Raw genomic sequence first — 21,578 nt, 5'->3', positions numbered from 1 at the left:
ACATGGATACCTGGATTTATCTCTCGCAAGGGTTTGCCGTGGCGATGACCCCGGAAAACCTGGTTATTGCGCTGATTGGCTGCTTCGTCGGCACCATCGTTGGGCTGCTGCCGGGCCTCGGCCCGATCAACGGCGTGGCGATTTTACTGCCGCTGGCCTTTGCCCTGCACCTGCCAGCAGAATCCGCGCTGATCCTGCTGGCGACAGTGTATATCGGCTGCGAGTACGGCGGTCGTATCTCCTCCATCCTGTTAAACGTACCTGGCGATGCGGCGGCGATCATGACCGCCCTCGACGGTTACCCGATGGCGCAACAAGGGCGCGGCGGCGTGGCGCTGTCTATCTCCGCCGTCAGCTCTTTTTTCGGCTCAATGATCGCCATTTTCGGCATCATTCTCTTCGCGCCGATGCTGGCGCAATGGTCGCTGGCGTTTGGCCCGGCAGAGTATTTCGCCCTGATGGTGTTTGCCATTGCCTGCCTCGGCAGCATGATGGCGCAAAATCCGCTGAAGTCGTTTCTGGCGGCGTTGATCGGACTGGGCCTGGCGACGGTAGGCGTTGATGCCAACACCGGGGTATACCGTTTTACCTTCGACAGCGTCCATTTGTCCGACGGCGTACAGTTTATCGTGGTGGTGATTGGCCTGTTCTCAGTTTCCGAGATCCTGCTGATGCTGGAAAGCACCAGCAGCGGGCAAACGCTGGTGCGTAAAACCGGACGTATGCTGTTTAACGGCAAAGAAGCGGTGCAGTGCGCAGGCGCCACGCTGCGCTCCTCAGTGATCGGCTTTTTCGTCGGCGTTCTGCCGGGCGCGGGCGCGACCATCGCCAGCGCTATCACCTACATGACCGAGAAGAAGATCAGCGGCAACAGCGACAGCTTCGGGAAAGGGGATATTCGCGGCGTGGCGGCGCCGGAGGCGGCGAACAACGCCTCAGCCTGCGGCTCGTTTATCCCGATGCTGACCCTGGGCGTACCGGGCTCCGGCACCACGGCGGTGATGATGGGCGCGCTGACGCTGTACAACATCACGCCAGGCCCGGCGATGTTCACCGAACAGCCGGATATCGTCTGGGGGCTGATTGCGGCGTTGCTTATCGCCAACGTCATGCTGCTTATCATGAACATTCCGCTGATTGGCCTGTTCACCCGTATGCTGAGCATCCCGTTGTGGTTCCTGGTACCGGCGATTGCCGCGGTCTCCGCAGTGGGTGTTTATGCGGTACACAGCACCACCTTTGACCTGGTTCTGATGGTGGCGCTGGGCGTGTTAGGCTACATTTTACGCAAAATGCACTTCCCGATGTCGCCGCTGATCCTCGGCTTCGTGCTGGGAGAGATGCTGGAGCAAAACCTGCGCCGCGCCCTGTCCATCAGCAACGGCAGCATGAATATTCTGTGGGGAAGCGGTGTGGCGAAGACGCTGTTGGTCATGGCGATCGCGGTGATTGTCGTCCCGCCGGTCCTGCGACTCCTGCGCAAGCGCCAGCGTAAACCGACCGCTGAGGCGAGCTAACCGTTCAGGGTTTCATTCACCCATTGTGTCAGCGCCCGGCGGGAGATTTTAATCCCGCCGGTTTTTACAGCGGCAGGCAGCAGCAACCAGCGTACCGGCTGCTGAAAACGCGCCAGCTTATCGCTCGCCCAGCCGGGCAGAGATTCAATCTCCAGTCCCTCGCGTCCTTCGATCACCGCCACAGGGCGCTGACCGTACTCGCGGTCAGTCAACGGTACAATAAACACCTGCTCCACCAGCGGATGACGGGCAATCACCCGCTCCACTTCCTCCGGCTGGACACCTTCCCCGCCGCAGAAAAAGAGGTTATCCATTCGGCCAATCACCGTCAGCCGACCATGATGCAACTCACCGCGATCGCGCGTGGCGAACCAGCCCTGCGCATTCACCAACGGCGTCAGCGCGCCGTCGCGCCAGTAGCCTGAGGCCTGGCTTGCGGCACGCAGCCAGATTTCACCGTCCACGATACGCACTTCGCGTCCCGGCAGCGGATACCCGACGTCCGGTAGCCCATCGGTCTCTTTGGCGCACACAGTAGAAGCGAATTCGGTTAACCCATAGCCGCAAAAGGTGCGGATACCACGGGCATGCGACTGTTCGGCCAGTTCAACCGCAATCGCCGCGCCGCCCAACAGCACGCTTTTCAACGACAACGGCGCGTTGTCGTTAAGCAGACGCCAGAGTTGGGTCGGCACCAGCGAGGCATGCGTACAGCCCTGCAAGGCCTGCGCCAGCGGCTGACGCTCGCGCACGGTCATCCGTGCGCCTGCCAGCAGCCAGCGCCAGAGGATCCCCTGGCCGGAGACATGAAACAGCGGCAGCGACAGCAGCCAGTCATCTTCATCGCAATACGGTATCAGCGCCAGCACGCCCCTGGCGCTGGCCAGATGTGCGCCAGCGGTATGCACCGCCGCTTTCGGCAGACCACTGGAGCCGGAGGTGAAGGTCATGGTGGCGAGCCTGTCCGCCAGCCACGGCGCGGCAAACGCGCCCTCCGCTTCTGTAAGCGCCAGCGGCGCAAGCCCTGCAAAACCCGGCTCATCCGTCAGGTGCAGCACAAAGCGCAGCGATAACGACGGCAGCAGCGTGGACACCAGCTCGCACGGCAACTGAGGATTCACCGGCAATACCCGCGCCCCGCATTGCAGGAGCGCCAGCCACGCCAGCAGCGTTTGCGGATGGTTGTACGCCCGCAATAGCACCCCGTCGCCGACCTGAAGCCGTTGGCGCGCAAAACCAGCGGCAAGGCGGTCAATCTGCTGACAAAGCTGCTGCCAGTTCAGCCTCTGGTTGCCAAGCCGCAGCGCCTGCGCCTGCGGGCGCTCATCGCGCCAGCGCCGCCACGGCCAGTCGTCAAAAGTCATAGCAGCGGTTCCAGACCATCCAGCGCGATACAGGGTAATTCGCTGTGCGGCCAGCGGCGAACCAGTTGCGCCTGCATCAGGTTCAACGTATCGAGCCCCGGAATAGTCTCCGGCGTCAGCCACGCGGCAATCCGCGCCAGCTGGGTCAGACCGAGACTTGACTCTATCGAGGAGCTTATCACCGCCGTCAGCCCCAGCGCGTGCGCGGCGGCCACCTGCTCGCGCACTTTTTGCAGACTGCCGGTCAGCGTCGGTTTAATCACCACCGCGCTGACGCCCGGTTCAGCGGCAAAGGTGAAATCCGCCTCGCGCAGGCTTTCATCCCAGGCGATAGCGATGCCGGTTTCACGGGCAAAGACGCGGGAATCGTCCCGCGTGCGGCAGGGCTCCTCCAGAAACGCAATGCGTGCGCGGTAGTCCGGGTTGACGTATTTCGCGAACTGCTGCGCCTTCAGCGGCGTCCACGCGCGGTTAGCGTCAAGGCGCAGCTTCAGATCGGGGATCGCTTCCAGCAACAGGTTGACCACCATACCGTCGCGCACCGCCTCCCATAGTCCGACCTTCACCTTCGCCACTTTCTCCCCCGGCATTTGCTGGAGGACGGCAAACAGCTCGTCCGGATCGCCAGTGCACAGCGGCGCGGCGCGGTAATCGGCCGCATCGGGCAACTCACCGGTGAGTTCGGCCTGCGCGCAGCTTACGCCAAACGCGACTGACGGCAGCAGCGGCAGCGCGGCGTCATCACCGTCGCGCCAGCGCTGCGTCCAGGCCACGGCCTCGGCCTGCGCCTCTTCCAGGCTTTCGGCGCTAAACCCGGGCAAAGGGGAAATTTCCCCCCAGCCTTCGCGCTCGCCCTGACGCAAACAGAGCAATAAACCCTCGCGGGTTTTCAGGCGCCGCTCGCGCAGCACCACGCCCGCATCCATCGGGATCTGCCAACGGTAGATCCGGGCACTACGCTCAGGTGCTGACATTACGGGTTCCGTTTGAATTTGCTGAAATCAGGCTGACGCTTCTGGTTGAACGCATTGCGCCCTTCCTGCCCTTCTTCGGTCATATAGAACAGCATCGTGGCGTTACCCGCCAGCTCCTGCAACCCTGCCTGGCCATCACAGTCGGCGTTCAGCGCCGCTTTCAGGCAACGCAGCGCCATCGGGCTGTTTTGCAGCATTTCGCGACACCAGCGAACGGTTTCCTTTTCCAGCTCCGCCAGCGGAACAACCGTGTTCACCAGCCCCATGTCCAGCGCTTCCTGAGCGTTGTACTGACGGCACAGGAACCAGATTTCGCGCGCTTTTTTCTGCCCGACGATGCGCGCCATATAGGAAGCGCCCCAGCCGCCGTCGAAGGAGCCGACTTTCGGCCCGGTCTGGCCGAAGATGGCGTTTTCAGCGGCAATGGTCAGGTCGCACATCATGTGCAGCACATGACCGCCGCCGATGGAGTACCCGGCCACCATCGCCACCACCGGTTTCGGACAGGTGCGGATCTGACGCTGGAAATCGAGCACGTTGAGGTGATGCATGCCGGTGTCATCCTGGTAGCCGCCGTAGTCGCCGCGGACCTTCTGGTCGCCGCCGGAGCAAAACGCCTTCTCGCCTTCCCCGGTCAGCACAATAACGCCGATGTTGTCGTCATAGCGGGCATCGGCCAGCGCCTGAATCATCTCTTTTACCGTCAGAGGACGAAACGCATTACGCACCTGCGGGCGGTTAATGGTGATTTTCGCAATCCCGTCAGCCGACTTGTGATAGCGAATATCCTCAAAACCTTCGGAACAGTCCTGCCAGTCAACCGGCGCGTAGAGCATGTTTTCATCAGGATGGATCATAATGGGTCCTTTAATCAGAAATGCACAATCTGCGCCAGACGCTCCGCCACTTCCCCGGGGTTCTCCCGGTGCGCGTTGTGTCCGGCGTGTGAAATCAAATGGCACGACGCGCCCAGCGCCTGCGCAATAGCGCGAAACTTCGGGTCACGTTCGCCACAGAGGTACCAGAAAGCATAGTCGCGAGCCGCAAGCGACGCCCGCAGGTCCGGCTGAACCGCAAGCGAGGTGGCCAGCAGCATATCCGCCAGCCGCGGACCGTTGTTGCGCGCCCGCAGTTGCACCAGCGCCTGACGCTGCGCCTCGTCGAGCGACGCGAAAACCGGCTGACGATACCAGTCATCAAAAACATCTGACAGCGGTTCACCGGCAAAACGCTGCGCCCACTGTTCATCAGAGGACAGCCGCGCCCGCCGCTCAGCCTCATCCTGTAACCCGGGATGACCGCCCTCGACGACAATACCGTTGAGCCCTGGATGGGATTCGCAACAGGCGAAATACATCGCCACCCGGCCGCCGAGCGAGTAGCCCACCAGCCAGTAATTTCGAATGTTATAACGAAGGAGCGTGCTTTTCAGCTGCGCGCAGACCGTCGCAAAGCTGTGGGTCGCCACGTCGCCTGAGGCGCCGTGGCCGGGCAGGTTCACATACAGCCGCGAATAGTCGCCGAGGGTCTCTCCCACCGGCTGCCATTCGCGGTCATCGCCGGAAAAACCGTGCAGGAAGACCAGCCAGCAATCCGCGGTTCTCCCCGGTCGGGCAACGGCCTGTAGGGTCACAGGTGGCTTACCTGCGCCAGCAGGTGTTGCAGCATCTGCGCGCCGTCTGTGTCATTGACCACCAGCTCAATGATCGTCGCGGCAGGCTGCCGCCAGGCGTGGCTCATCACCTCGTCCAGTTGCGCCCAACTCTCCGGCCGGGCGTAGCGCAGACCAAACATCTGCGCGGCGTGGTCGAAATGCACGTCCTGCGGCATGGCGTAAAACCGCTCCCTTACGGCTTCCGGCGTTGGCAGCAGCGAGAAAATCTGCCCGCCGTTGTTGTTGACCACAATCAGCACAAACGGCGCGGACACCTGACGAAGCAACGCCAGCGCGTTGAGATCGTACAGCGCGGAGAGGTCGCCCACGATAGCCAGCGTCGCTTTTGCGCTGGCGCGTTGCACCCCGGCGGCGGTTGAAATCAGGCCGTCAATACCGCTCGCCCCGCGGTTGCTGTAGACCGGGTATCCGGCGGGCAACTGCCCCAGGGCGTCAATCAGGCGCACCACCAGGCTGTTGCCGACGAACAGTTGTCCCTGTTCGGGTAAATAGTCGCTGATGCGATGAGCCAGTTGCGCTTCGCCGAAGGTATCGCGCTGCGCGACGGCCATCTGCCAGGCCTGTTTGGACAGGCGCGGGATTTCCACGCACCAGGCCTGACGTTTTTCCGCTGGATGCAGTTCCAGCCAGCGTTCGATATCGCACACCAGGCGGCGACCGCGATGCTGCGCCGGATCCAGGCGCCCCAGCAGGTTATCCACCAGCCAGTACTCATCCGGTTCGCTGCCAGCCTGCCACTGCAGAAGACGCTTACCGGTCAGGCTGCTGCCAAATTGCACCACGATTTGCGCCTGCTCAAGCTCGGCGACCGCCCGGGGGTTGCCGAGCCACAGATCGGCGCACGGCAGCGGCTGCCCGGTTTGCGACAGCACGTCGCTAATCAGCGGCCAGCCGAGGGTATTCGCCCACTCAGCCACTTTTTTGCCTGCCGCCGCGCTCATCCGCCCGGCGACGATCGCGCCGCGCTTTTGCCGCCAAAAAAACCAGTCCCGCTGTTTTTCGCTCTCCAGATGCAGCGCTTCGCGCAGCCAGGGTTTATCGCTCTGCCACCAGTTGCCCAGCGCCTGCTGCCACGCAAGCCCGGTATCATCCATGTCGCCATACAGCGGTTCAGCGAACGGGCAGTTAATATGAACGCCCCCGGCATGCAACTGTCCCATGGCGTTATCAATGGACGACACCAGCCAGCGCGCCGGAATATCTTCGCTCGGGCGCGGCAATGACAGGGTGTGCGACGGATGCGAGGCGAACATGCCCGGCTGACGGATAGCCTGGTTTGCCCCGCAGTCAATAAGCTCCGGAGGCCGATCGGCGGTCAGCAGGATCAGCTTTTCCCCGGTGAGCCCAGCTTCAATCAGCGCGGGATAGAGATTCGCCACCGCCGTACCGGAAGTCACAATCACCGCCACCGGCTGTTTACTCACTTTCGCCAGCCCCAGGGCCAGGTGCCCCAGTCCGCGCTCATCGAAATGGGTGTGATGAATTAAGGCGCTGTGTTCTGCTGCCGCCAGCGTCAGCGGCGTCGAGCGCGACCCTGGCGCAATACAGACATGCTGCACGCCGTGACGGGTTAAAGCTTCAAGGATCACCGCCGCCCAGCGTCGGTTAAATGCGCTTACTGACATGAGATTGTCCGGTATCAATTTTGCGATATAGTATAAATAATCTCTGCTGACAGGTTATTGATATGAGTCGAGAATATTTTATTCGTCGAGCACCAATGACCGTAATCCCGCCGCTTTACTGTTGATTTCCTGCCACTCCTGCTCAGGATCCGAGCCGCGCACAATCCCGGCACCCGCGTAGAGACGCAGGGTATCGCCCGTCACTTTCGCCGAACGCAGCGCCACGCAGAACTCGCTGCGCTCGCGGCTGAGATAGCCTGCCGACCCGGCATACCACTCCCGAACAAACGGCTCATGATGCTCGATAAACTGGCGCGCGATATCGCGCGGCAGCCCGGCGACCGCCGCTGTAGGCTGCAGTTGCTGCAGGCAGCGCGCGTCGTCAGGCGACGTCAGCGTCGTCCAGATACAACGGCGCAGATGCTGTACTTTACGCAGACGCACCACCTGCGGCGGCAGCACTTCCAGAGACTGCACATCATCCTGCAGCCGCTGGCAGATATCCTCCACCACCAGCATATTTTCCCGCTGGTTTTTATCGTCATGCATCAGCCAGTTCGCCAGATGCTGCGCCTGGCGATCTTCAGGGTGGCTGGCAACCGTACCGGCCAACGCTTCAGTGCGCAGCAGATTTCCCCGCCGCCGCCATAGCCGCTCCGGCGAGGAGCCAAGAAAAGCCGTGTTCGCGTCAAACGCCATAAAGAAATGGTAGCAGTGCAGGTTTACCCGACGGCTGGCGGCCATAATGGCCCCGGCGCAAAGCGGTTGGCTAAAATGCAGATCCGTCGCCCGCGCCAGCACCACTTTATCCAGCTCGCCGGAGGCAATCGCGTTGGTCGCCTGGGTAATAAGACGGAACCAACCAGCGCGGTCAGGGTGGTGCCGCTCGCTTTTCAGCGACAGCGACAGAGCGGGCAGCGCGCGCATCGGCTGGAGCTGCGCCAGCAACTCCTGCGCCTGTTGGGCGTCCTGACGCAATGAAGTATCGCTTGAGAGCGTCAAGCGCAGCGAGGCTTTTCCGGCGCTGCGACGCCATTCGAGGCGGGGCAGAAACAGTGCACCCTGCTCCGGCGCAAAGGCATTCAGGCCCCAGACGCGTAAATCCGCCGCCGCAGGCTGCTGTAGAAAATGGTCCGCCTGCGGCAATGCGCTGAAATGGCGCACCGCGCCAAGGGCGGCGACCTCTTCATCGCCGTTGCGCTGCTGCCAGTAAAACTGCGGCCATATCGGTTGATGACAGAGCCACGCGAGGGGGTCAAAGGCGTCGTTTAACGCAAAGGGGATATCAACAAATCGCGTTCCGGGTGCATCAGGAAACTTATCAGACAGAAAACCCTGCAGGCTTTCCAGCGCAACGGAAATGGACAGCACGCGAACCTCCCCCAAATAAAAACCACATATTATAAAGGGTACTGCCGGGAAATAGCAGTACCTAAGATGAGGGAGCCGTATTTACTTAGCGTCGCGCCAGCAGCAAACCTATCACCAGCCCGACCGCCGCGCCTGCACCAATGCCCTGCCAGGGGCGTTCGCGCACATAATCGTCGGCGCGGTAAACTGCGCGCTTCACGCGATAGTAACTGGTATCCGATGCCTTGCTGAGGCGATCTCTTACGTCATCCAGCACGCTTTCCGCCCGCAGTTTCAGCTCAATGTATTTCTGATCAGCAGGATCGCCTGACGACGCCAGAATCTCTTCCAGCGTATCGCTCAACAGGGACAGGTCATCATCAATTCGGGAATCATAAGAATGATATGCCATAAGTTATCTCCTTGTTTGCCAGACTTAACTATAGCCAACCCTCGCCGGTTATGCCTCGCGGGCCATGCCGATATGAGGGATACCGTCTTCGTCATAAACCTCCGTGACCGGGGAAAAACCGAAGTGAGTATAGAACGCCTGAAGGTGTGCCTGCGCGCCAAGGTAGAGCGCCTTGTGAGGCCAGTGACGACGGCAGCTTGCCAGCGTCTGCTCCATCAACCGGTAACCTAACTGTTCACCGCGCGCCGACGCGCTGATGATCACCCGGCCTATGACCACAGGCTCAATGTCATTTTCGCTTTTCAGAATTCTCGCGTACGCCACCAGCTCGCCGTTGCGCCAGCCGAGAATATGGCGGTTTTCGCCGATAAGGTCGTCGCCATCCACATCCTGGTAGGGGCAGGTTTGCTCCACCACAAACACTTCACAGCGCAGCCTGAGCAGTGCGTAAAGCAGGGGAACCGTCAGTTCGCTATGATGCAGATCGTGCCACTCAATCATCCTGGACTCCGTTATACTAGGCTCTGTTTTAGGCCGTGAGGTAACTGCGTTATGGAATTGATTTTTCTCGGGACATCCGCCGGTGTGCCGACCCGTACCCGTAATATGACGTCGATATTGCTCAATTTGCAACAGCCGACGCACGCGGCCATGTGGCTATTCGACTGCGGGGAAGGCACCCAGCATCAGTTTCTGAAAACAGAACACCATCCGGGCAAACTCGATAAAATATTCATTACCCACCTGCACGGCGACCACCTGTTTGGCCTGCCGGGCCTGCTGTGCAGCCGCTCCATGCAGGGCAACCCGGCGGCGTTAACAGTCTATGGCCCTCAAGGCATCCGCGAGTTTGTGGAGATGGCGCTGCGCCTCAGCGGCTCCTGGACCGACTATCCGCTGACCATTGAAGAGGTTTCACCGGGGCTGCTGTTTGACGACGGGCGCTATCGGGTGCTGGCATATCCGCTGAACCATCCGGTCGAGTGCTACGGCTACCGCATCGAAGAACATGATAAGCCAGGCACCCTGAACGCCGCCGCCCTGATTGCCGACGGCATCAAACCCGGGCCGCTGTTCCAGCAGCTCAAACAGGGGCTGACCGTGACCCTGCCCGAGGGTCGCCTCATCGACGGCAGCCAGTATCTCGGCCCGGCGACGCCGGGGCTGAAGCTGGCTATTTTCGGCGATACCGCACCCTGCCCGCAGGCGTTTGAGCTAGCCTGCGGGGTGGATGTGATGGTGCATGAAACCACGCTTGAGGACGCGATGGCGGAGAAAGCCAACAGCCGCGGACACTCCTCGACGCGCCAGGCCGCCACGCTTGCCCGGGAAGCGGGCGCCAAACGGCTCATCATCACCCACGTCAGTTCACGCTACGACCACGACGGCTGTCGTCGGCTGCTCGCTGAGTGTCGCTCGGTGTTTACAGCCTGCGAACTGGCGGAAGATTTCAGCGTCTTCAGTCTGGCATAACGTTTTGCCCGCAGATGCCGATAACGCAAATTAAGGCTCGGCAACTTTCTCACTCTGAGGGCAAAATGGATAATTTCCAGAAAGACATTGATGACAGGGCTAACCTGACCCTGTCTAACCGCTTTGAACTGCTGCTGTTCCGTCTTGGCTCTTCAGCCGATGACAGCAAATCTGAACTGTTCGGCATCAACGTTTTCAAGCTGCGCGAAATCGTGCCGATGCCGGGCTACACCAAACCCGCCGGGATTAAACCGCCGGTCATGGGGATGGTGAATATTCGCGATCAAATTATCCCGGTTATCGACCTGCCCTCCGTGCTGGGTTGTAAAGCGGAAAACGGTCTGAGCATTCTGCTGATTACCGAATACGCCCGCAGCGTTCAGGCGTTCGCCGTCGAGTCGGTGGAAAATATCATCCGTCTCGACTGGACGCAGGTACATACCGCCGAGAAAGCCGTCAACGGCCAGTACATCACCAGCATCGCCTGTCTGGATAACGAGCAGGACAGTAACAATCTGGCGATGGTTATCGACGTTGAACAGATTCTGTATGACATCGTGCCTGCCGACCACGACCTGCACGCTACTCGTCTGAACGATACCCGCAAGCTGCAGATCAAACCCGGCGCCACCACCATTGTGGCGGAAGATTCCAAAGTCGCGCGCGCGATGCTGGAAAAAGGGTTGAAAGCGATGAACATTCCGGCGCAGATGCACGTCACCGGGCAACAGGCGTGGGAAAAAATCGAAAAACTGGCGAAGGAAGCGCAAACGGAGGGCATACCGGTGACCGATAAAATCGCGCTGGTACTGACCGACCTGGAGATGCCTGAAATGGACGGATTCACCCTGACCCGCAAGATCAAAACCGATCCGCGGCTGAAGAACATTCCGGTGGTGATCCACTCCTCGCTATCCGGTAACGCCAACGAAGACCATATCCGTAAAGTCAAAGCGGACGGCTACGTCGCAAAATTTGAGATAAACGAGCTGTCGTCGGTGATTCAGGAAGTGCTGGAACGCGCCGAACGTCGTGAAGAAGGCCCGCTGATTAGCCGCCTGCACTCCGCTTAAGTTTGCGCTGCTGATAAAAAAACCCGCCGAGGCGGGTTTTTTCGTTGTTACATCATCGGCATCGCCAGTTGGACGATACTGATAAGCGGCTGCGGGTAGATACCGAGGATCAGCACCAGCAGTGCGGAAATCAGTACCACAATACCGCCCGCGCTGTACTGCCAGTTGGTCGGCGCATCGCGGTTCAGCTGCTGCGGCGCGCTCAGATAGAGGCTCACCGCAACACGCAGGTAGTAGTAAAGGCCGATGGCCGAACCAATAACAACCGCGCCCACCAGCCACCACAGGTGCGCATTCACACCGACGGCCAGCACGTAGAACTTACCGATAAAGCCCAGCGTCATCGGGATACCCGCCAGCGACAGCATCATCACGGTCAACACCGCTGACAGAATCGGACGGTGCCAGAACAGGCCGCGATAGGAGAACAGCGAATCCGCATCCGGGCCGCGGTATGGGCTGGACATCAGGCTCACCACGCCGAACGCGCCGAGGCTGCTGAACAGATAACCGGCCAGGTAAACGCCAACGGCTTCCATCGAGACGTCGCCGCTGTGCAGCGCAATCAGCGCCACCATCAGGTAGCCAAGGTGCGAGATTGATGAATAACCGAGCAGACGTTTAATGTTGGTCTGGCTCAGCGCCATCAGGTTACCGAAGATGATGGAGACGAAGGCGATAATGCCCAGCACCACGCGCACCGATTCGCTGTTGCCCACCGGCGCGTACAGGAACAGACGCATCACCACGCCGAAGATGGCGATTTTGCTCGCCGTCGCCAGGAAAGTGGAAACCGGCGCAGGCGCGCCCTGGTAAACGTCCGGTGTCCACAGGTGGAACGGCACCAGAGAGAGTTTGAAGCCAAGACCGACGATCATCAGACCGAGACCCGCCAACAGCAGCGGCTCGTGCAGCATGTTGTCAGAAAGCAGCTTACCCAGCGCGACAAACGACAGGTTGCCGGAGTTCGCATAGACCAGCGCCATACCGAACAGCAGGAATGATGACGCTGCCGCGGACAGGATGGTGTACTTGATACTGGCTTCCAGAGAGCGTTTCTGACGAAAGGCATAGCCGATCAGACCAAACAGCGGCAGCGAAATCAGTTCAATCCCGAGGAACAGCGACGCCAGGTGGTTGGCATTCGCCAGCAGAATACCGCCAAGCGCGGCAATCAGCACCAGCAGATAAAACTCTTCTTTGTTGTCCTGATACCCCTCAAGCCATGGATAGGCAAAGGTACAGGTGGCAAGGCTCGCCAGCAGCACCAACCCGGTGTACAGCATCGCATAACCGTCGACGCGCATCATCGGCGTGACGTCCATGGCCCCCGCCTGGCCGACAAACCAGAGGGAGACGAGCGCGGCGTTCAGTCCGACGACCGCCAGCGTGGCATTGAGGAAGTGATTGCGTCGCCACGCAATGGAGAGCATCACAACCACCACCGTCAATCCGACGATCAGCAGCGGTAGCAGCGCGATCAGTTGTTGTGGAGTTATTGTCATGGCGAATTACGGCCTTGTAGTAGAAACGGAATTAACAAACCACTGCTGGATATTGCCCATCGCGGAATGCGAGGTATCCAGAATCGGCTGCGGATAGAAGCCCAGCAGCACCAGCAGTACGACCAGCAGCAGGATGATGAACAGCTCGCGCAGCGACATCCCCGGCATTTCTTGCATCGCAATCTCGCTTTTTGCTTTACCGAAGTAAGCGCGATGCAGCATCGCCAGCGAGTAGACGGAAGCGAATACCAGGCCGAACGAGGAGATAACCGTAATCACCGGCACCACTTTGAAGCTACCGAACAGGATCATGAATTCGCCGACGAAGTTACCGGTACCCGGCATCCCGAGCGTTGCCACCGCAAAGAACATGGACAGCGCAGGCAGCCATTTCATTTTGCCCCACAGACCGCCCATCATGCGCATGTCGCGGGTATGCAGGCGCTCGTACAGCTGGCCGCTCAGGATAAAGAGACCGGCCGCAGAGAGACCGTGGGCAATCATCTGGATCACCGCGCCCTGATAAGCCAGCTGGCTGCCGGTGTAAATCGCAATCAGCACAAAGCCCATGTGGGAAACGGAGGTATAGGCAATCAGACGCTTGATGTCGTATTGCGTGAACGCCATCCATGCGCCGTAGAAGATACCGATGACGCCAAACCACATAGCGATCGGTGCAAATTCCGCGGAAGCGTTCGGGAACAGCGGCAGCGCAAAACGCAGCAGACCGTAGGCCGCGGTTTTCAGCAAGATGCCCGCGAGGTCAACAGAACCTGCGGTCGGCGCCTGGGAGTGCGCATCCGGCAGCCAGCCGTGCAGCGGCACCACCGGCATTTTCACCGCGAAGGCGATGAAGAAGCCGAGCATCAGCAGATATTCCACGTTGTGGGACATCGGCGTTTTCAGCAGCTGTTCGTAGTTGAAGGTCCACACGCCGGTGGCGTTGTAGTGCACAAACACCAGCGCCAGAATGGCAATCAACATCACCAGACCACTCGCCTGGGTGTAGATGAAGAACTTGGTGGCCGCCGTGATACGCGTTTTACCGTCAGAGGCTTTATGGCCCCAGAGCGCGATCAGGAAGTACATCGGCACCAGCATCATCTCCCAGAAGAAGAAGAACAGGAACATGTCGATGGCAAGGAACACGCCGATAACGCCGCCCAGAATCCACATCAGGTTGAGGTGGAAGAAGCCCTGATATTTTTCGATTTCATTCCAGGAACAGAGCACCGCCAGCACGCCGAGCAGGCCGGTCAGCACCACCATCAGCAGCGACAGTCCGTCGATGGCCAGATGGATAGTGATGCCAAAGCGCGGGATCCACGGCAGGATGAACTCAGACTGCCACTGCGGAATGCCCGCAGACTGGGTCAGAGAATAACCGCCCTGCAGCCACAGTTGCAGACCAAGCGCGAGCGTCAATCCCATGGTGATAAGCGCAATCCAGCGCGGCACTTTTACGCCGAAGCGTTCAGTCTGCCAGCAGAGGAAACCGCCGATAAAGGGAATCAGTATTAGCCAGGGTAATAACATGGCAATTCATTTCCTTATTAAGCTATCCGGTAACGGCAAGCGTCAGCCAGAACAGGAAAACAGCACAACATTTCTCTACTGGGGAGGAAACTCCTCCCCAACGTATCAACGCAATACCATCAGCAGCGCCAGCACGACAACCGCACCGATGCTCATGGAGGCAACGTACCAGCGCAGGTATCCGTTCTCGCTAAACAGCAGACCTTTGCCTGCAAAGCGGGACAGAATCGCCGGAACGTTCATCAGCGCATTCAGCGGGTCGCGTTTAAGCAGCCAGGCCACGCCGAGGAACGGCTTAACGAACACATTGTCATACAACCAGTCGAAGCCCCAGGCATTGAACCACCAGGTGCCGAAGAGGCGACCCGGCGCGCTGTTAGCAATAGAGGTCACCAGCTGACGTTTACCCAGCCACAGCCATGCGGCAATCAGGATACCGGCAATGGCCACCACTCCGGAGGTGATCTCCAGCATCTGTACGTGGCTATGCGCAAGCTCCGTTGTTGCCGGCAGCACGCCCTGCAGCGGCGGCACGATCATCGCGCCCACGAAGGTGGACAGGATCAGCAGCACGATCAGCGGCAGGTGATGAGTAATCCCCTTCCCTGCATGCGCGTGGATCTGCTCTTTACCGTGGAAAACGATAAAGATCATGCGGAAGGTATAGAGCGAGGTCATAAAGGCCCCGGCCAGACCGGCAATCATCAGGTTGAGGTGGCCGTTAGCCATCGCGCCCGCCAGAATCTCGTCTTTACTGAAGAAGCCCGCGGTAATCAGCGGCAGTGCAGACAGCGCGGCGCCGCCCACCAGGAAGCAGACGTAAACCAGCGGAATCGACTTACGCAGACCGCCCATCTTGAAGATGTTCTGCTCGTGATGGCAGGCGAGAATGACCGAACCGGATGCCAGGAACAGTAGCGCTTTGAAGAACGCATGGGTCATCAGGTGGAAAATCGCCGCATCCCACGCCTGAACGCCAAGCGCCAGGAACATGTAGCCAATCTGGCTCATGGTGGAATAGGCCAGTACGCGTTTGATATCGGTCTGCACCAGCGCCGCGAAACCTGCCAGCAACAGTGTGACCGCACCTACGATACCCACCAGATGCAGAATTTCCGGCGTCATCAGGAACAGGCCATGGGTACGGGCGATCAGATACACGCCCGCGGTCACCATGGTTGCCGCGTGGATCAGCGCAGAAACCGGCGTTGGACCCGCCATCGCGTCCGCAAGCCAGGTCTGCAACGGCAGCTGCGCCGATTTACCGACCGCACCGCCCAGCAGCAGCAGCGTCGCCCATTGCAGCATGGTGCTGCCATTCGCGAAGTGCGCAGGCGCCAGTTCAACCATTTCGCGGAAGTTCAGGGTGCCAAGTTCGTTGTAGAGAATGAACAGGGCAAGCGCGAGGAAGACGTCACCCACGCGGGTCACGATAAACGCTTTCATCGCCGCAGTGCCGTTCTTCGGATCGGTATAGTAGAAGCCGATCAGCAGGTAGGAGCACAGACCCACGCCTTCCCAGCCGAGATACATCAGCAGCAGGTTGTCGGACAGCACCAGTACCACCATGCTCGCGATGAACAGGTTGGTGTAGGCGAAGAAACGGGAGTACCCCTCTTCACCGCGCATGTACCAGGAGGCGAACATGTGGATCAGGAAGCCCACGCCGGTGACCACACAGAGCATGGTCAGCGACAGGCCGTCGAGCACCAGATTTACGCCGATGTTGAAATCACCGACCGACATCCAGGTCCACAGCGGTTGGCTGACCGCCTGTTTGCCGTTGGCGAAGAAATCAACGCCGACAAACGCCGTCACCAGCGCCGCCAGGCCGACAGACCCCACGCCGACGGTGGCGGAAAGGTTTTCCGACCAGCGGCCGCGGGAGAACGCCAGCAGTACAAAGCCAATCAATGGCAGAATAATGGTTAAGGCAAGCATGTTCATCCACGCAACTCACTTACTGAATCGATGTTCAGGTTCTGGCGGCGACGATGGAGCTGCAACAACAGCGCCAGGCCAATACTCGCCTCGGCAGCCGCAAGGCTGATAGCGAGGATATACATCACCTGACCGTCGGTCTGGCCCCAGTAGCTACCGGCGACCACAAAGGCCAGCGCGGCGGCGTTGATCATGATTTCCAGACTAATCAGCATAAACAGCAGATTGCGGCGGATAACCAGTCCGGTTAAGCCCAGGACGAATAAGACAGCCGCGAGGATCAGTCCATGTGTTAAGGGGATCATGCGTGCTCCTCCGTTTTTCTTTTCGCGCTGTCGTTAGAACGGTTGCTCAGCACTTCGCCCTGGCGTTCTTCACGCCCAAGGTGGAAGGCAACGACCAGGCCCGCCAGCAGCAGCATGGAAGCCAGTTCCACCGCCAGAACGTACGGACCAAACAGTGCGATACCCACTGCTTTCGCGCCGACAGTGTTGCCGTCGATACCCTGATCGTTAAGACCAACGATGCCGTAGACGATAACCGCCAGCAGAACGACGGACAGGATGCCCGGGCCAATCCACACCTGCGGCTTCAGCCACTGGCGCTCCTGCTCGATTTCAGAGCCGCCCAGGTTCAGCATCATCACCACAAAGACGAACAGCACCATGATAGCCCCGGCGTAGACGATGATCTCCAGCGCACCGGCGAAGTACGCGCCAAGCGAGAAGAACACCCCGGCAATCGCCAGCAGGGAGATAATCAGGTACAGCAACGCATGCACCGGATTGGTGTGCGTGATGACCCGCAGGGTGGCCAGGATGGCGACGAGGCCACAGATATAAAAAGCGAATTCCATTGCCCCTCTCCTTACGGTAACAGGCTCTTGACGTCGATAGGCTTAGCTTCGTTTTCCGCTTCGCCCTTATCTTTGCCGTCGATTGCCATACCCGCCATCCGGTAGAAGTTATATTCCGGGTATTTGCCCGGACCGGAAATCAGCAGATCCTCTTTTTCGTACACCAGATCCTGACGCTTGTATTCGCCCAGCTCGAAGTCCGGGGTCAACTGAATCGCCGTGGTCGGGCACGCTTCTTCACACAGACCGCAGAAAATGCAGCGTGAGAAGTTAATGCGGAAGAACTCCGGATACCAGCGGCCATCTTTGGTCTCTGCTTTCTGCAAAGAGATACAGCCAACCGGACAGGCTACCGCACACAGGTTACAGGCAACGCAGCGCTCGGAACCGTCCGGATCGCGCGTCAGCACGATCCGGCCGCGGTAGCGCGGCGGCAGATATACCGGTTCTTCCGGGTACATCTGCGTTTCGCGTTTGGCAAACGCGTGCAGGCCGATCATCCAGATGCTGCGTACCTGGGTGCCGAAGCCTACCAATAATTGTTTTAAGGTCATGGTCTTTTAGCCCCTTATTGCGCCTGCCAGAGAATGACAGCCGCCGTTACCAGCAAGTTGATGAGCGTCAGCGGCAGGCATACTTTCCAGCCGAAGGACATTACCTGGTCATAACGCGGACGCGGTAATGAGGCGCGAATCAAAATGAACATCATCATGAAGAACGCGGTTTTCAGCGCGAACCAGATGAATGGCGGTAAGAACGGGCCGTGCCAGCCACCAAAGAACAGCGTCACGATGAGCGCCGATACGGTGACGATACCGATGTACTCACCCACGAAGAACAGACCGAATTTCATCCCGGAATATTCAATGTGGTAACCATCAGCCAGTTCCTGTTCCGCTTCCGGCTGGTCAAACGGGTGACGGTGGCATACCGCAACGCCCGCGATGGCGAAAGTAATGAAACCGAAGAACTGCGGGATGATGTTCCACAGGTGAGCCTGGTTGTTGACGATGTCGGTCATGTTAAATGAACCCGCCTGCGCCACAACGCCCATCAGAGAAAGACCAAGGAACACTTCGTAGCTGAGCGTCTGCGCAGACGCACGCATCGCACCCAGCAGCGAGTATTTGTTGTTGCTCGACCAACCGGCGAACAGCACCGCGTACACCGCGAGGCCTGCCATCATCAGGAAGAACAGGATCCCGATGTTGAGATCCGCCACCACCCAGCTTGGGCTGACCGGCACAATGGCAAAGGCCAGCAGCAGCGAGGTAAAGGCGATCATCGGCGCCAGCGTAAAGATCACGCGATCGGAGAAGCGCGGGATCCAGTCCTCTTTGAAGAACATCTTGATCATGTCCGCGACCAGCTGGAGTGAGCCACCCCAGCCTACGCGGTTCGGTCCGTAACGGTTCTGGAACAGACCGAGCAGACGACGTTCGCCGAAGCTCATGAACGCGCCGCAGGTGACCACCACCAGCAGAATGACAACCGCTTTCAGGATGCTTAACAGAATATCGATAAGATCCGGCGTCAACCAACTCATGCTTGTGCCTCCTGCAGATTGTCAAGACGAGCGCCCGCCAGAACCGGCGCAATGCCCGGTAAGCCCATCGGCAGACCCACCTGCCCTGCCGTCAGGCCGTCTGACAGGATAAGCGGCAGACTGATGGTCTGGCCGTCAAAGCTAAAGGCCAGCTTCGCGCCCGCGTTAACGCCAAGCTTTGCGGCGTCTGCCGGGTTAAGCTTGATGTACGGTTGCGGCATGCGGCTCTGGAACACCGGGGAGCGCTGAGACATCTCGTCGCTACCGAACAGATGGTAGTACGGCGCGATACGCCAGCTGCCGTCCTGCGCCCGGAAGCTCGCCGGAACGTGAGTGAAGTAATCCAGACCCGACGCTGACGCTTCAATCAGACGAACGCCCGGATCGCCATGACGCAGGCTACCGCCCACTTCAGACTGGAACTTGTTCCATGCCTGCGGGGAGTTCCAGCCTGGCGCCCATGCGAACGGAATCTCTGAACGCGGTGCCGACGGCTGGTTGTTCCCTTCCATGGAGAAAGCGAACATGGTGTCTTTATCCTGCGGCTGGCGCGGCTCATGTACGCTGATGTTAGCACGCATAGCGGTGCGGCCGCTGTAACGATGCGGTTCACGTGCCAGCTTCTGCCCACGAATACGGAACGACGCATCCGGCGCGGCATCTTTAATGCCCGACAGTTGCGGCAGTTTCGCCACGGCGGCATCGATCACATGGTCAAGCTGCGTCCAGTCCACCTCGCGGTTTTCGACGGTGCTTTGCAGCGAGTGCAGCCAGCGCCAGCTTTCCAGCATGACAGTCCTGGAGTCGTAGTAAGCCGGGTCGTAAACCTGGAAGAAACGCTGAGCGCGGCCTTCGTTGTTGATAACGGTCCCGTCGCTTTCCGCAAAGCTTGCCGCGGAGAGCACCAGATGGGCTTTTTCCATAATCGCGGTGCGCTGATGGTCGATAACCATCACCAGCGGCGCCTTCGAGAGCGCCGCATCAACGCGGGCTGCGGAGGCATGACGATGCAGGTCGTTTTCCAGCACGATAACGGCGTCAGCCGCGCCGGATTCGAGTTCATCGAGCGCCGCTTCCAGAGAACCGCCGCCGATCATACCCAGACCAACGCTGTTCACCGCACGGGCAATCATGGTCACACCAACGTCAGAACCGCGAGACTTCAGCGCTTTCGCCACGTTCGCCGCAGCCTGAAGCACGTCAACGCTACCGGCGTTGGTGCCGGAGATAATCAGCGGTTTCTTCGCGCCCGCCAGCGCCTGGACGATAACATCCACTTTGCCTTTCAGGTCGCGGCTTAAGTCCTCGACCGCTGGCGCGGTGGCGTCCAGGCCGTGGGCAATGGCCAAACCTAAGCGCGCCTGATCCTCCACCGGCGCGCAGTAGGTCCACGCAGCGACGTCGTCCAGACGGGTGTTATCGACGTTGGTCACGAACAGCGGATGCTTCGCGCGTTGGCCGATGTTGAGGATCGCCGCAATCTGCCAGTCCGCCACTTTTTGTGCCGCCGCCATTTCGCGCGCTTTGCCTTTCACCGCCTGGCGAACCGCCAGCGCAACGCGGGCACCGGTCTGTGTGATATCTTCACCCAGCACCAGTACCGCATCGTAAGATTCAATTTCACGCAGCGCCGGCGTGTGAATGCCGCCTTCGCGCAGCACTTTCAGCGCCAGCTGCAGACGTTCCTGCTCGCCTTTGGCGATGCCGGTATAGAAGTTTTCCGCCCCGACCAGCTCACGCAGCGCAAAGTTACTTTCAACACTGGCGCGAGGAGAGCCGATGCCGATCACTTTCTTCGACTGACGCAGAATATCTGCCGCACCCTGCATCGCCTGCTCGGCGTTCAGGGCGATCAGGTCATCGCCACGGCGCTGAATCGGCTGACGTGGACGGTCTTTCAGGTTCACATAGCCATAGCCGAAACGACCGCGGTCGCACAGAAAATAGTGGTTAACGGTACCGTTGTAACGGTTTTCGATACGACGCAGTTCGCCATAGCGTTCGCCCGGGCTGATGTTGCAGCCGATGGAGCACTGCTGGCAGATGCTCGGCGCAAACTGCATATCCCATTTACGGTTATAGCGTTCGGAGTGGGTCTTATCGGTGAAAACGCCCGTCGGGCAGATTTCCACCAGGTTGCCGGAAAATTCGCTCTCAAGCACCCCGTCTTCCGGACGACCGAAGTAGACGTTATCGTGCGCGCCGTAAACGCCGAGGTCAGTACCGTCAGCATAATCTTTGTAGTAACGCACACAGCGGTAGCAAGCGATGCAACGGTTCATTTCGTGAGAGATGAACGGCCCCAAATCCTGGTTGCGGTGAGTACGTTTGGTGAAACGATAGCGACGGAAACTGTGACCGGTCATCACGGTCATGTCCTGCAGGTGGCAGTTGCCGCCCTCTTCACAGACCGGACAGTCATGCGGATGGTTGGTCATCAACCACTCGACCACGCTTTCACGGAACTGCTTCGCTTCTTCGTCATCAATAGAGATAAATGTGCCGTCGGATGCCGGGGTCATACAGGACATCACCAGGCGGCCACGCGTGTCTTCCGCGTTTTGATATTGCTTCACCGCACACTGGCGGCAGGCGCCAACGCTTCCCAGCGCCGGATGCCAGCAAAAGTAAGGAATATCAAGGCCTAAGGAAAGACAAGCTTCTAGCAGGTTGTCCGCCCCGTTGACCTCATATTCTTTGCCGTCTACATGAATCGTAGCCATTAGCGTGC

Annotated in this window: 19 protein-coding genes; 3 read left to right on the top strand and 16 right to left on the bottom strand. The window is 59.4% G+C overall.

Annotated features, from left to right (window positions below; genetic code table 11):
- Nucleotides 1-2 precede the first annotated feature (2 nt).
- Entirely contained in the window at nucleotides 3-1,517 is a 1,515-nt protein-coding gene (locus JO226_RS10030) for a tripartite tricarboxylate transporter permease (RefSeq protein WP_293554072.1), read from the top strand.
- On the opposite strand, the gene menE is transcribed toward JO226_RS10030, so the two are convergent.
- From menE to JO226_RS09990, 8 genes are all read right to left on the bottom strand, one after another.
- Nucleotides 1,514-2,881, bottom strand: a complete 1,368-nt coding sequence (menE, locus tag JO226_RS10025; protein WP_293554070.1) for an o-succinylbenzoate--CoA ligase — start codon at nucleotides 2,879-2,881, stop codon at nucleotides 1,514-1,516. The genes JO226_RS10030 and menE overlap by 4 nt on opposite strands.
- Nucleotides 2,878-3,855 carry an o-succinylbenzoate synthase gene (menC, locus tag JO226_RS10020; RefSeq protein WP_293554068.1) on the bottom strand — a complete coding sequence of 326 codons (978 nt, stop codon included), beginning with the start codon at nucleotides 3,853-3,855 and terminating at the stop codon, nucleotides 2,878-2,880. The genes menE and menC overlap by 4 nt, the downstream gene beginning before the upstream one ends.
- Nucleotides 3,855-4,712, bottom strand: a complete 858-nt coding sequence (gene menB, locus JO226_RS10015) for a 1,4-dihydroxy-2-naphthoyl-CoA synthase (protein WP_293554066.1) — start codon at nucleotides 4,710-4,712, stop codon at nucleotides 3,855-3,857. Before menB ends, menC begins: the two co-directional genes overlap by 1 nt.
- 14 nt (nucleotides 4,713-4,726) lie before the next feature.
- Nucleotides 4,727-5,488, bottom strand: a complete 762-nt coding sequence (gene menH, locus JO226_RS10010; protein WP_293554064.1) for a 2-succinyl-6-hydroxy-2,4-cyclohexadiene-1-carboxylate synthase — start codon at nucleotides 5,486-5,488, stop codon at nucleotides 4,727-4,729.
- Nucleotides 5,485-7,155, bottom strand: coding sequence for a 2-succinyl-5-enolpyruvyl-6-hydroxy-3-cyclohexene-1-carboxylic-acid synthase (gene menD, locus JO226_RS10005; protein ID WP_293554062.1), 1,671 nt, complete (start codon nucleotides 7,153-7,155; stop codon nucleotides 5,485-5,487). Before menD ends, menH begins: the two co-directional genes overlap by 4 nt.
- 78 nt (nucleotides 7,156-7,233) lie before the next feature.
- Nucleotides 7,234-8,526, bottom strand: coding sequence for an isochorismate synthase MenF (gene menF / locus JO226_RS10000; protein WP_293554060.1), 1,293 nt, complete (start codon nucleotides 8,524-8,526; stop codon nucleotides 7,234-7,236).
- An 85-nt stretch (nucleotides 8,527-8,611) separates the two neighbouring features.
- Nucleotides 8,612-8,917 carry a stress response protein ElaB gene (gene elaB / locus JO226_RS09995; RefSeq protein WP_293554058.1) on the bottom strand — a complete coding sequence of 102 codons (306 nt, stop codon included), beginning with the start codon at nucleotides 8,915-8,917 and terminating at the stop codon, nucleotides 8,612-8,614.
- A 48-nt stretch (nucleotides 8,918-8,965) separates the two neighbouring features.
- A complete protein-coding gene (locus JO226_RS09990) occupies nucleotides 8,966-9,418 on the bottom strand; it encodes a GNAT family N-acetyltransferase (protein WP_293554056.1) in 453 nt (150 codons plus the stop codon).
- A 51-nt stretch (nucleotides 9,419-9,469) separates the two neighbouring features.
- On the opposite strand from JO226_RS09990, the gene rnz reads away from it, so the two are divergent.
- The gene (rnz, locus tag JO226_RS09985; protein ID WP_293554054.1) at nucleotides 9,470-10,390 is read left to right on the top strand and encodes a ribonuclease Z; all 921 of its coding nucleotides are present in this window, start codon (nucleotides 9,470-9,472) and stop codon (nucleotides 10,388-10,390) included.
- Between the two features lie 65 nt (nucleotides 10,391-10,455).
- Nucleotides 10,456-11,463: a chemotaxis protein gene (locus JO226_RS09980; RefSeq protein WP_293554052.1), complete on the top strand. Its 1,008-nt coding sequence runs from the start codon at nucleotides 10,456-10,458 to the stop codon at nucleotides 11,461-11,463.
- A gap of 47 nt (nucleotides 11,464-11,510) precedes the next feature.
- On the opposite strand, the gene nuoN is transcribed toward JO226_RS09980, so the two are convergent.
- The 8 genes from nuoN to nuoG form a co-directional block, all read right to left on the bottom strand.
- The gene (nuoN, locus tag JO226_RS09975) at nucleotides 11,511-12,968 is read right to left on the bottom strand and encodes an NADH-quinone oxidoreductase subunit NuoN (RefSeq protein ID WP_293554050.1); all 1,458 of its coding nucleotides are present in this window, start codon (nucleotides 12,966-12,968) and stop codon (nucleotides 11,511-11,513) included.
- Nucleotides 12,969-12,974: 6 nt separating this feature from the next.
- Nucleotides 12,975-14,504 carry an NADH-quinone oxidoreductase subunit M gene (gene nuoM, locus JO226_RS09970; protein ID WP_293554048.1) on the bottom strand — a complete coding sequence of 510 codons (1,530 nt, stop codon included), beginning with the start codon at nucleotides 14,502-14,504 and terminating at the stop codon, nucleotides 12,975-12,977.
- A gap of 105 nt (nucleotides 14,505-14,609) precedes the next feature.
- A complete protein-coding gene (gene nuoL / locus JO226_RS09965) occupies nucleotides 14,610-16,451 on the bottom strand; it encodes an NADH-quinone oxidoreductase subunit L (protein WP_293554046.1) in 1,842 nt (613 codons plus the stop codon).
- Nucleotides 16,448-16,750 (bottom strand): NADH-quinone oxidoreductase subunit NuoK, encoded by a 303-nt coding sequence (gene nuoK / locus JO226_RS09960; protein WP_006820943.1) that lies wholly within the window; start codon nucleotides 16,748-16,750, stop codon nucleotides 16,448-16,450. The genes nuoL and nuoK overlap by 4 nt, the downstream gene beginning before the upstream one ends.
- A complete protein-coding gene (gene nuoJ / locus JO226_RS09955; protein ID WP_293554038.1) occupies nucleotides 16,747-17,301 on the bottom strand; it encodes an NADH-quinone oxidoreductase subunit J in 555 nt (184 codons plus the stop codon). Before nuoJ ends, nuoK begins: the two co-directional genes overlap by 4 nt.
- An 11-nt stretch (nucleotides 17,302-17,312) precedes the next feature.
- A complete protein-coding gene (gene nuoI / locus JO226_RS09950; protein WP_293554036.1) occupies nucleotides 17,313-17,855 on the bottom strand; it encodes an NADH-quinone oxidoreductase subunit NuoI in 543 nt (180 codons plus the stop codon).
- Between the two features lie 14 nt (nucleotides 17,856-17,869).
- Nucleotides 17,870-18,847, bottom strand: a complete 978-nt coding sequence (gene nuoH / locus JO226_RS09945; RefSeq protein WP_293554034.1) for an NADH-quinone oxidoreductase subunit NuoH — start codon at nucleotides 18,845-18,847, stop codon at nucleotides 17,870-17,872.
- On the bottom strand, nucleotides 18,844-21,570 hold the full coding sequence (gene nuoG, locus JO226_RS09940) for an NADH-quinone oxidoreductase subunit NuoG (RefSeq protein WP_293554032.1): 2,727 nt from the start codon (nucleotides 21,568-21,570) through the stop codon (nucleotides 18,844-18,846). The genes nuoH and nuoG overlap by 4 nt, the downstream gene beginning before the upstream one ends.
- Between the last annotated feature and the right edge of the window lie 8 nt (nucleotides 21,571-21,578).

Source organism: Pluralibacter sp., from assembly GCF_019237635.1.
In the GTDB taxonomy this organism is placed as follows: Bacteria; Pseudomonadota; Gammaproteobacteria; order Enterobacterales; family Enterobacteriaceae; genus Enterobacter_B.
The sequence above is the reverse complement of the archived record's forward strand: the minus strand, read 5'-3'. Positions and strand labels throughout refer to the sequence as shown.

Bases quoted from the DNA above. Each gene is read 5' to 3' on its own strand.
- nuoK (WP_006820943.1), bottom strand. From the start codon at position 16,750: ATGATCCCCTTAACACATGGACTGATCCTCGCGGCTGTCTTATTCGTC.
- elaB (WP_293554058.1), bottom strand. From the start codon at position 8,917: ATGGCATATCATTCTTATGATTCCCGAATTGATGATGACCTGTCCCTG.
- nuoN (WP_293554050.1), bottom strand. From the start codon at position 12,968: ATGACAATAACTCCACAACAACTGATCGCGCTGCTACCGCTGCTGATC.
- nuoH (WP_293554034.1), bottom strand. From the start codon at position 18,847: ATGAGTTGGTTGACGCCGGATCTTATCGATATTCTGTTAAGCATCCTG.
- nuoL (WP_293554046.1), bottom strand. From the start codon at position 16,451: ATGAACATGCTTGCCTTAACCATTATTCTGCCATTGATTGGCTTTGTA.
- rnz (WP_293554054.1), top strand. From the start codon at position 9,470: ATGGAATTGATTTTTCTCGGGACATCCGCCGGTGTGCCGACCCGTACC.
- JO226_RS09980 (WP_293554052.1), top strand. From the start codon at position 10,456: ATGGATAATTTCCAGAAAGACATTGATGACAGGGCTAACCTGACCCTG.
- menD (WP_293554062.1), bottom strand. From the start codon at position 7,155: ATGTCAGTAAGCGCATTTAACCGACGCTGGGCGGCGGTGATCCTTGAA.
- nuoI (WP_293554036.1), bottom strand. From the start codon at position 17,855: ATGACCTTAAAACAATTATTGGTAGGCTTCGGCACCCAGGTACGCAGC.
- menC (WP_293554068.1), bottom strand. From the start codon at position 3,855: ATGTCAGCACCTGAGCGTAGTGCCCGGATCTACCGTTGGCAGATCCCG.
- nuoG (WP_293554032.1), bottom strand. From the start codon at position 21,570: ATGGCTACGATTCATGTAGACGGCAAAGAATATGAGGTCAACGGGGCG.
- nuoJ (WP_293554038.1), bottom strand. From the start codon at position 17,301: ATGGAATTCGCTTTTTATATCTGTGGCCTCGTCGCCATCCTGGCCACC.
- nuoM (WP_293554048.1), bottom strand. From the start codon at position 14,504: ATGTTATTACCCTGGCTAATACTGATTCCCTTTATCGGCGGTTTCCTC.
- JO226_RS09990 (WP_293554056.1), bottom strand. From the start codon at position 9,418: ATGATTGAGTGGCACGATCTGCATCATAGCGAACTGACGGTTCCCCTG.
- menB (WP_293554066.1), bottom strand. From the start codon at position 4,712: ATGATCCATCCTGATGAAAACATGCTCTACGCGCCGGTTGACTGGCAG.
- menE (WP_293554070.1), bottom strand. From the start codon at position 2,881: ATGACTTTTGACGACTGGCCGTGGCGGCGCTGGCGCGATGAGCGCCCG.
- JO226_RS10030 (WP_293554072.1), top strand. From the start codon at position 3: ATGGATACCTGGATTTATCTCTCGCAAGGGTTTGCCGTGGCGATGACC.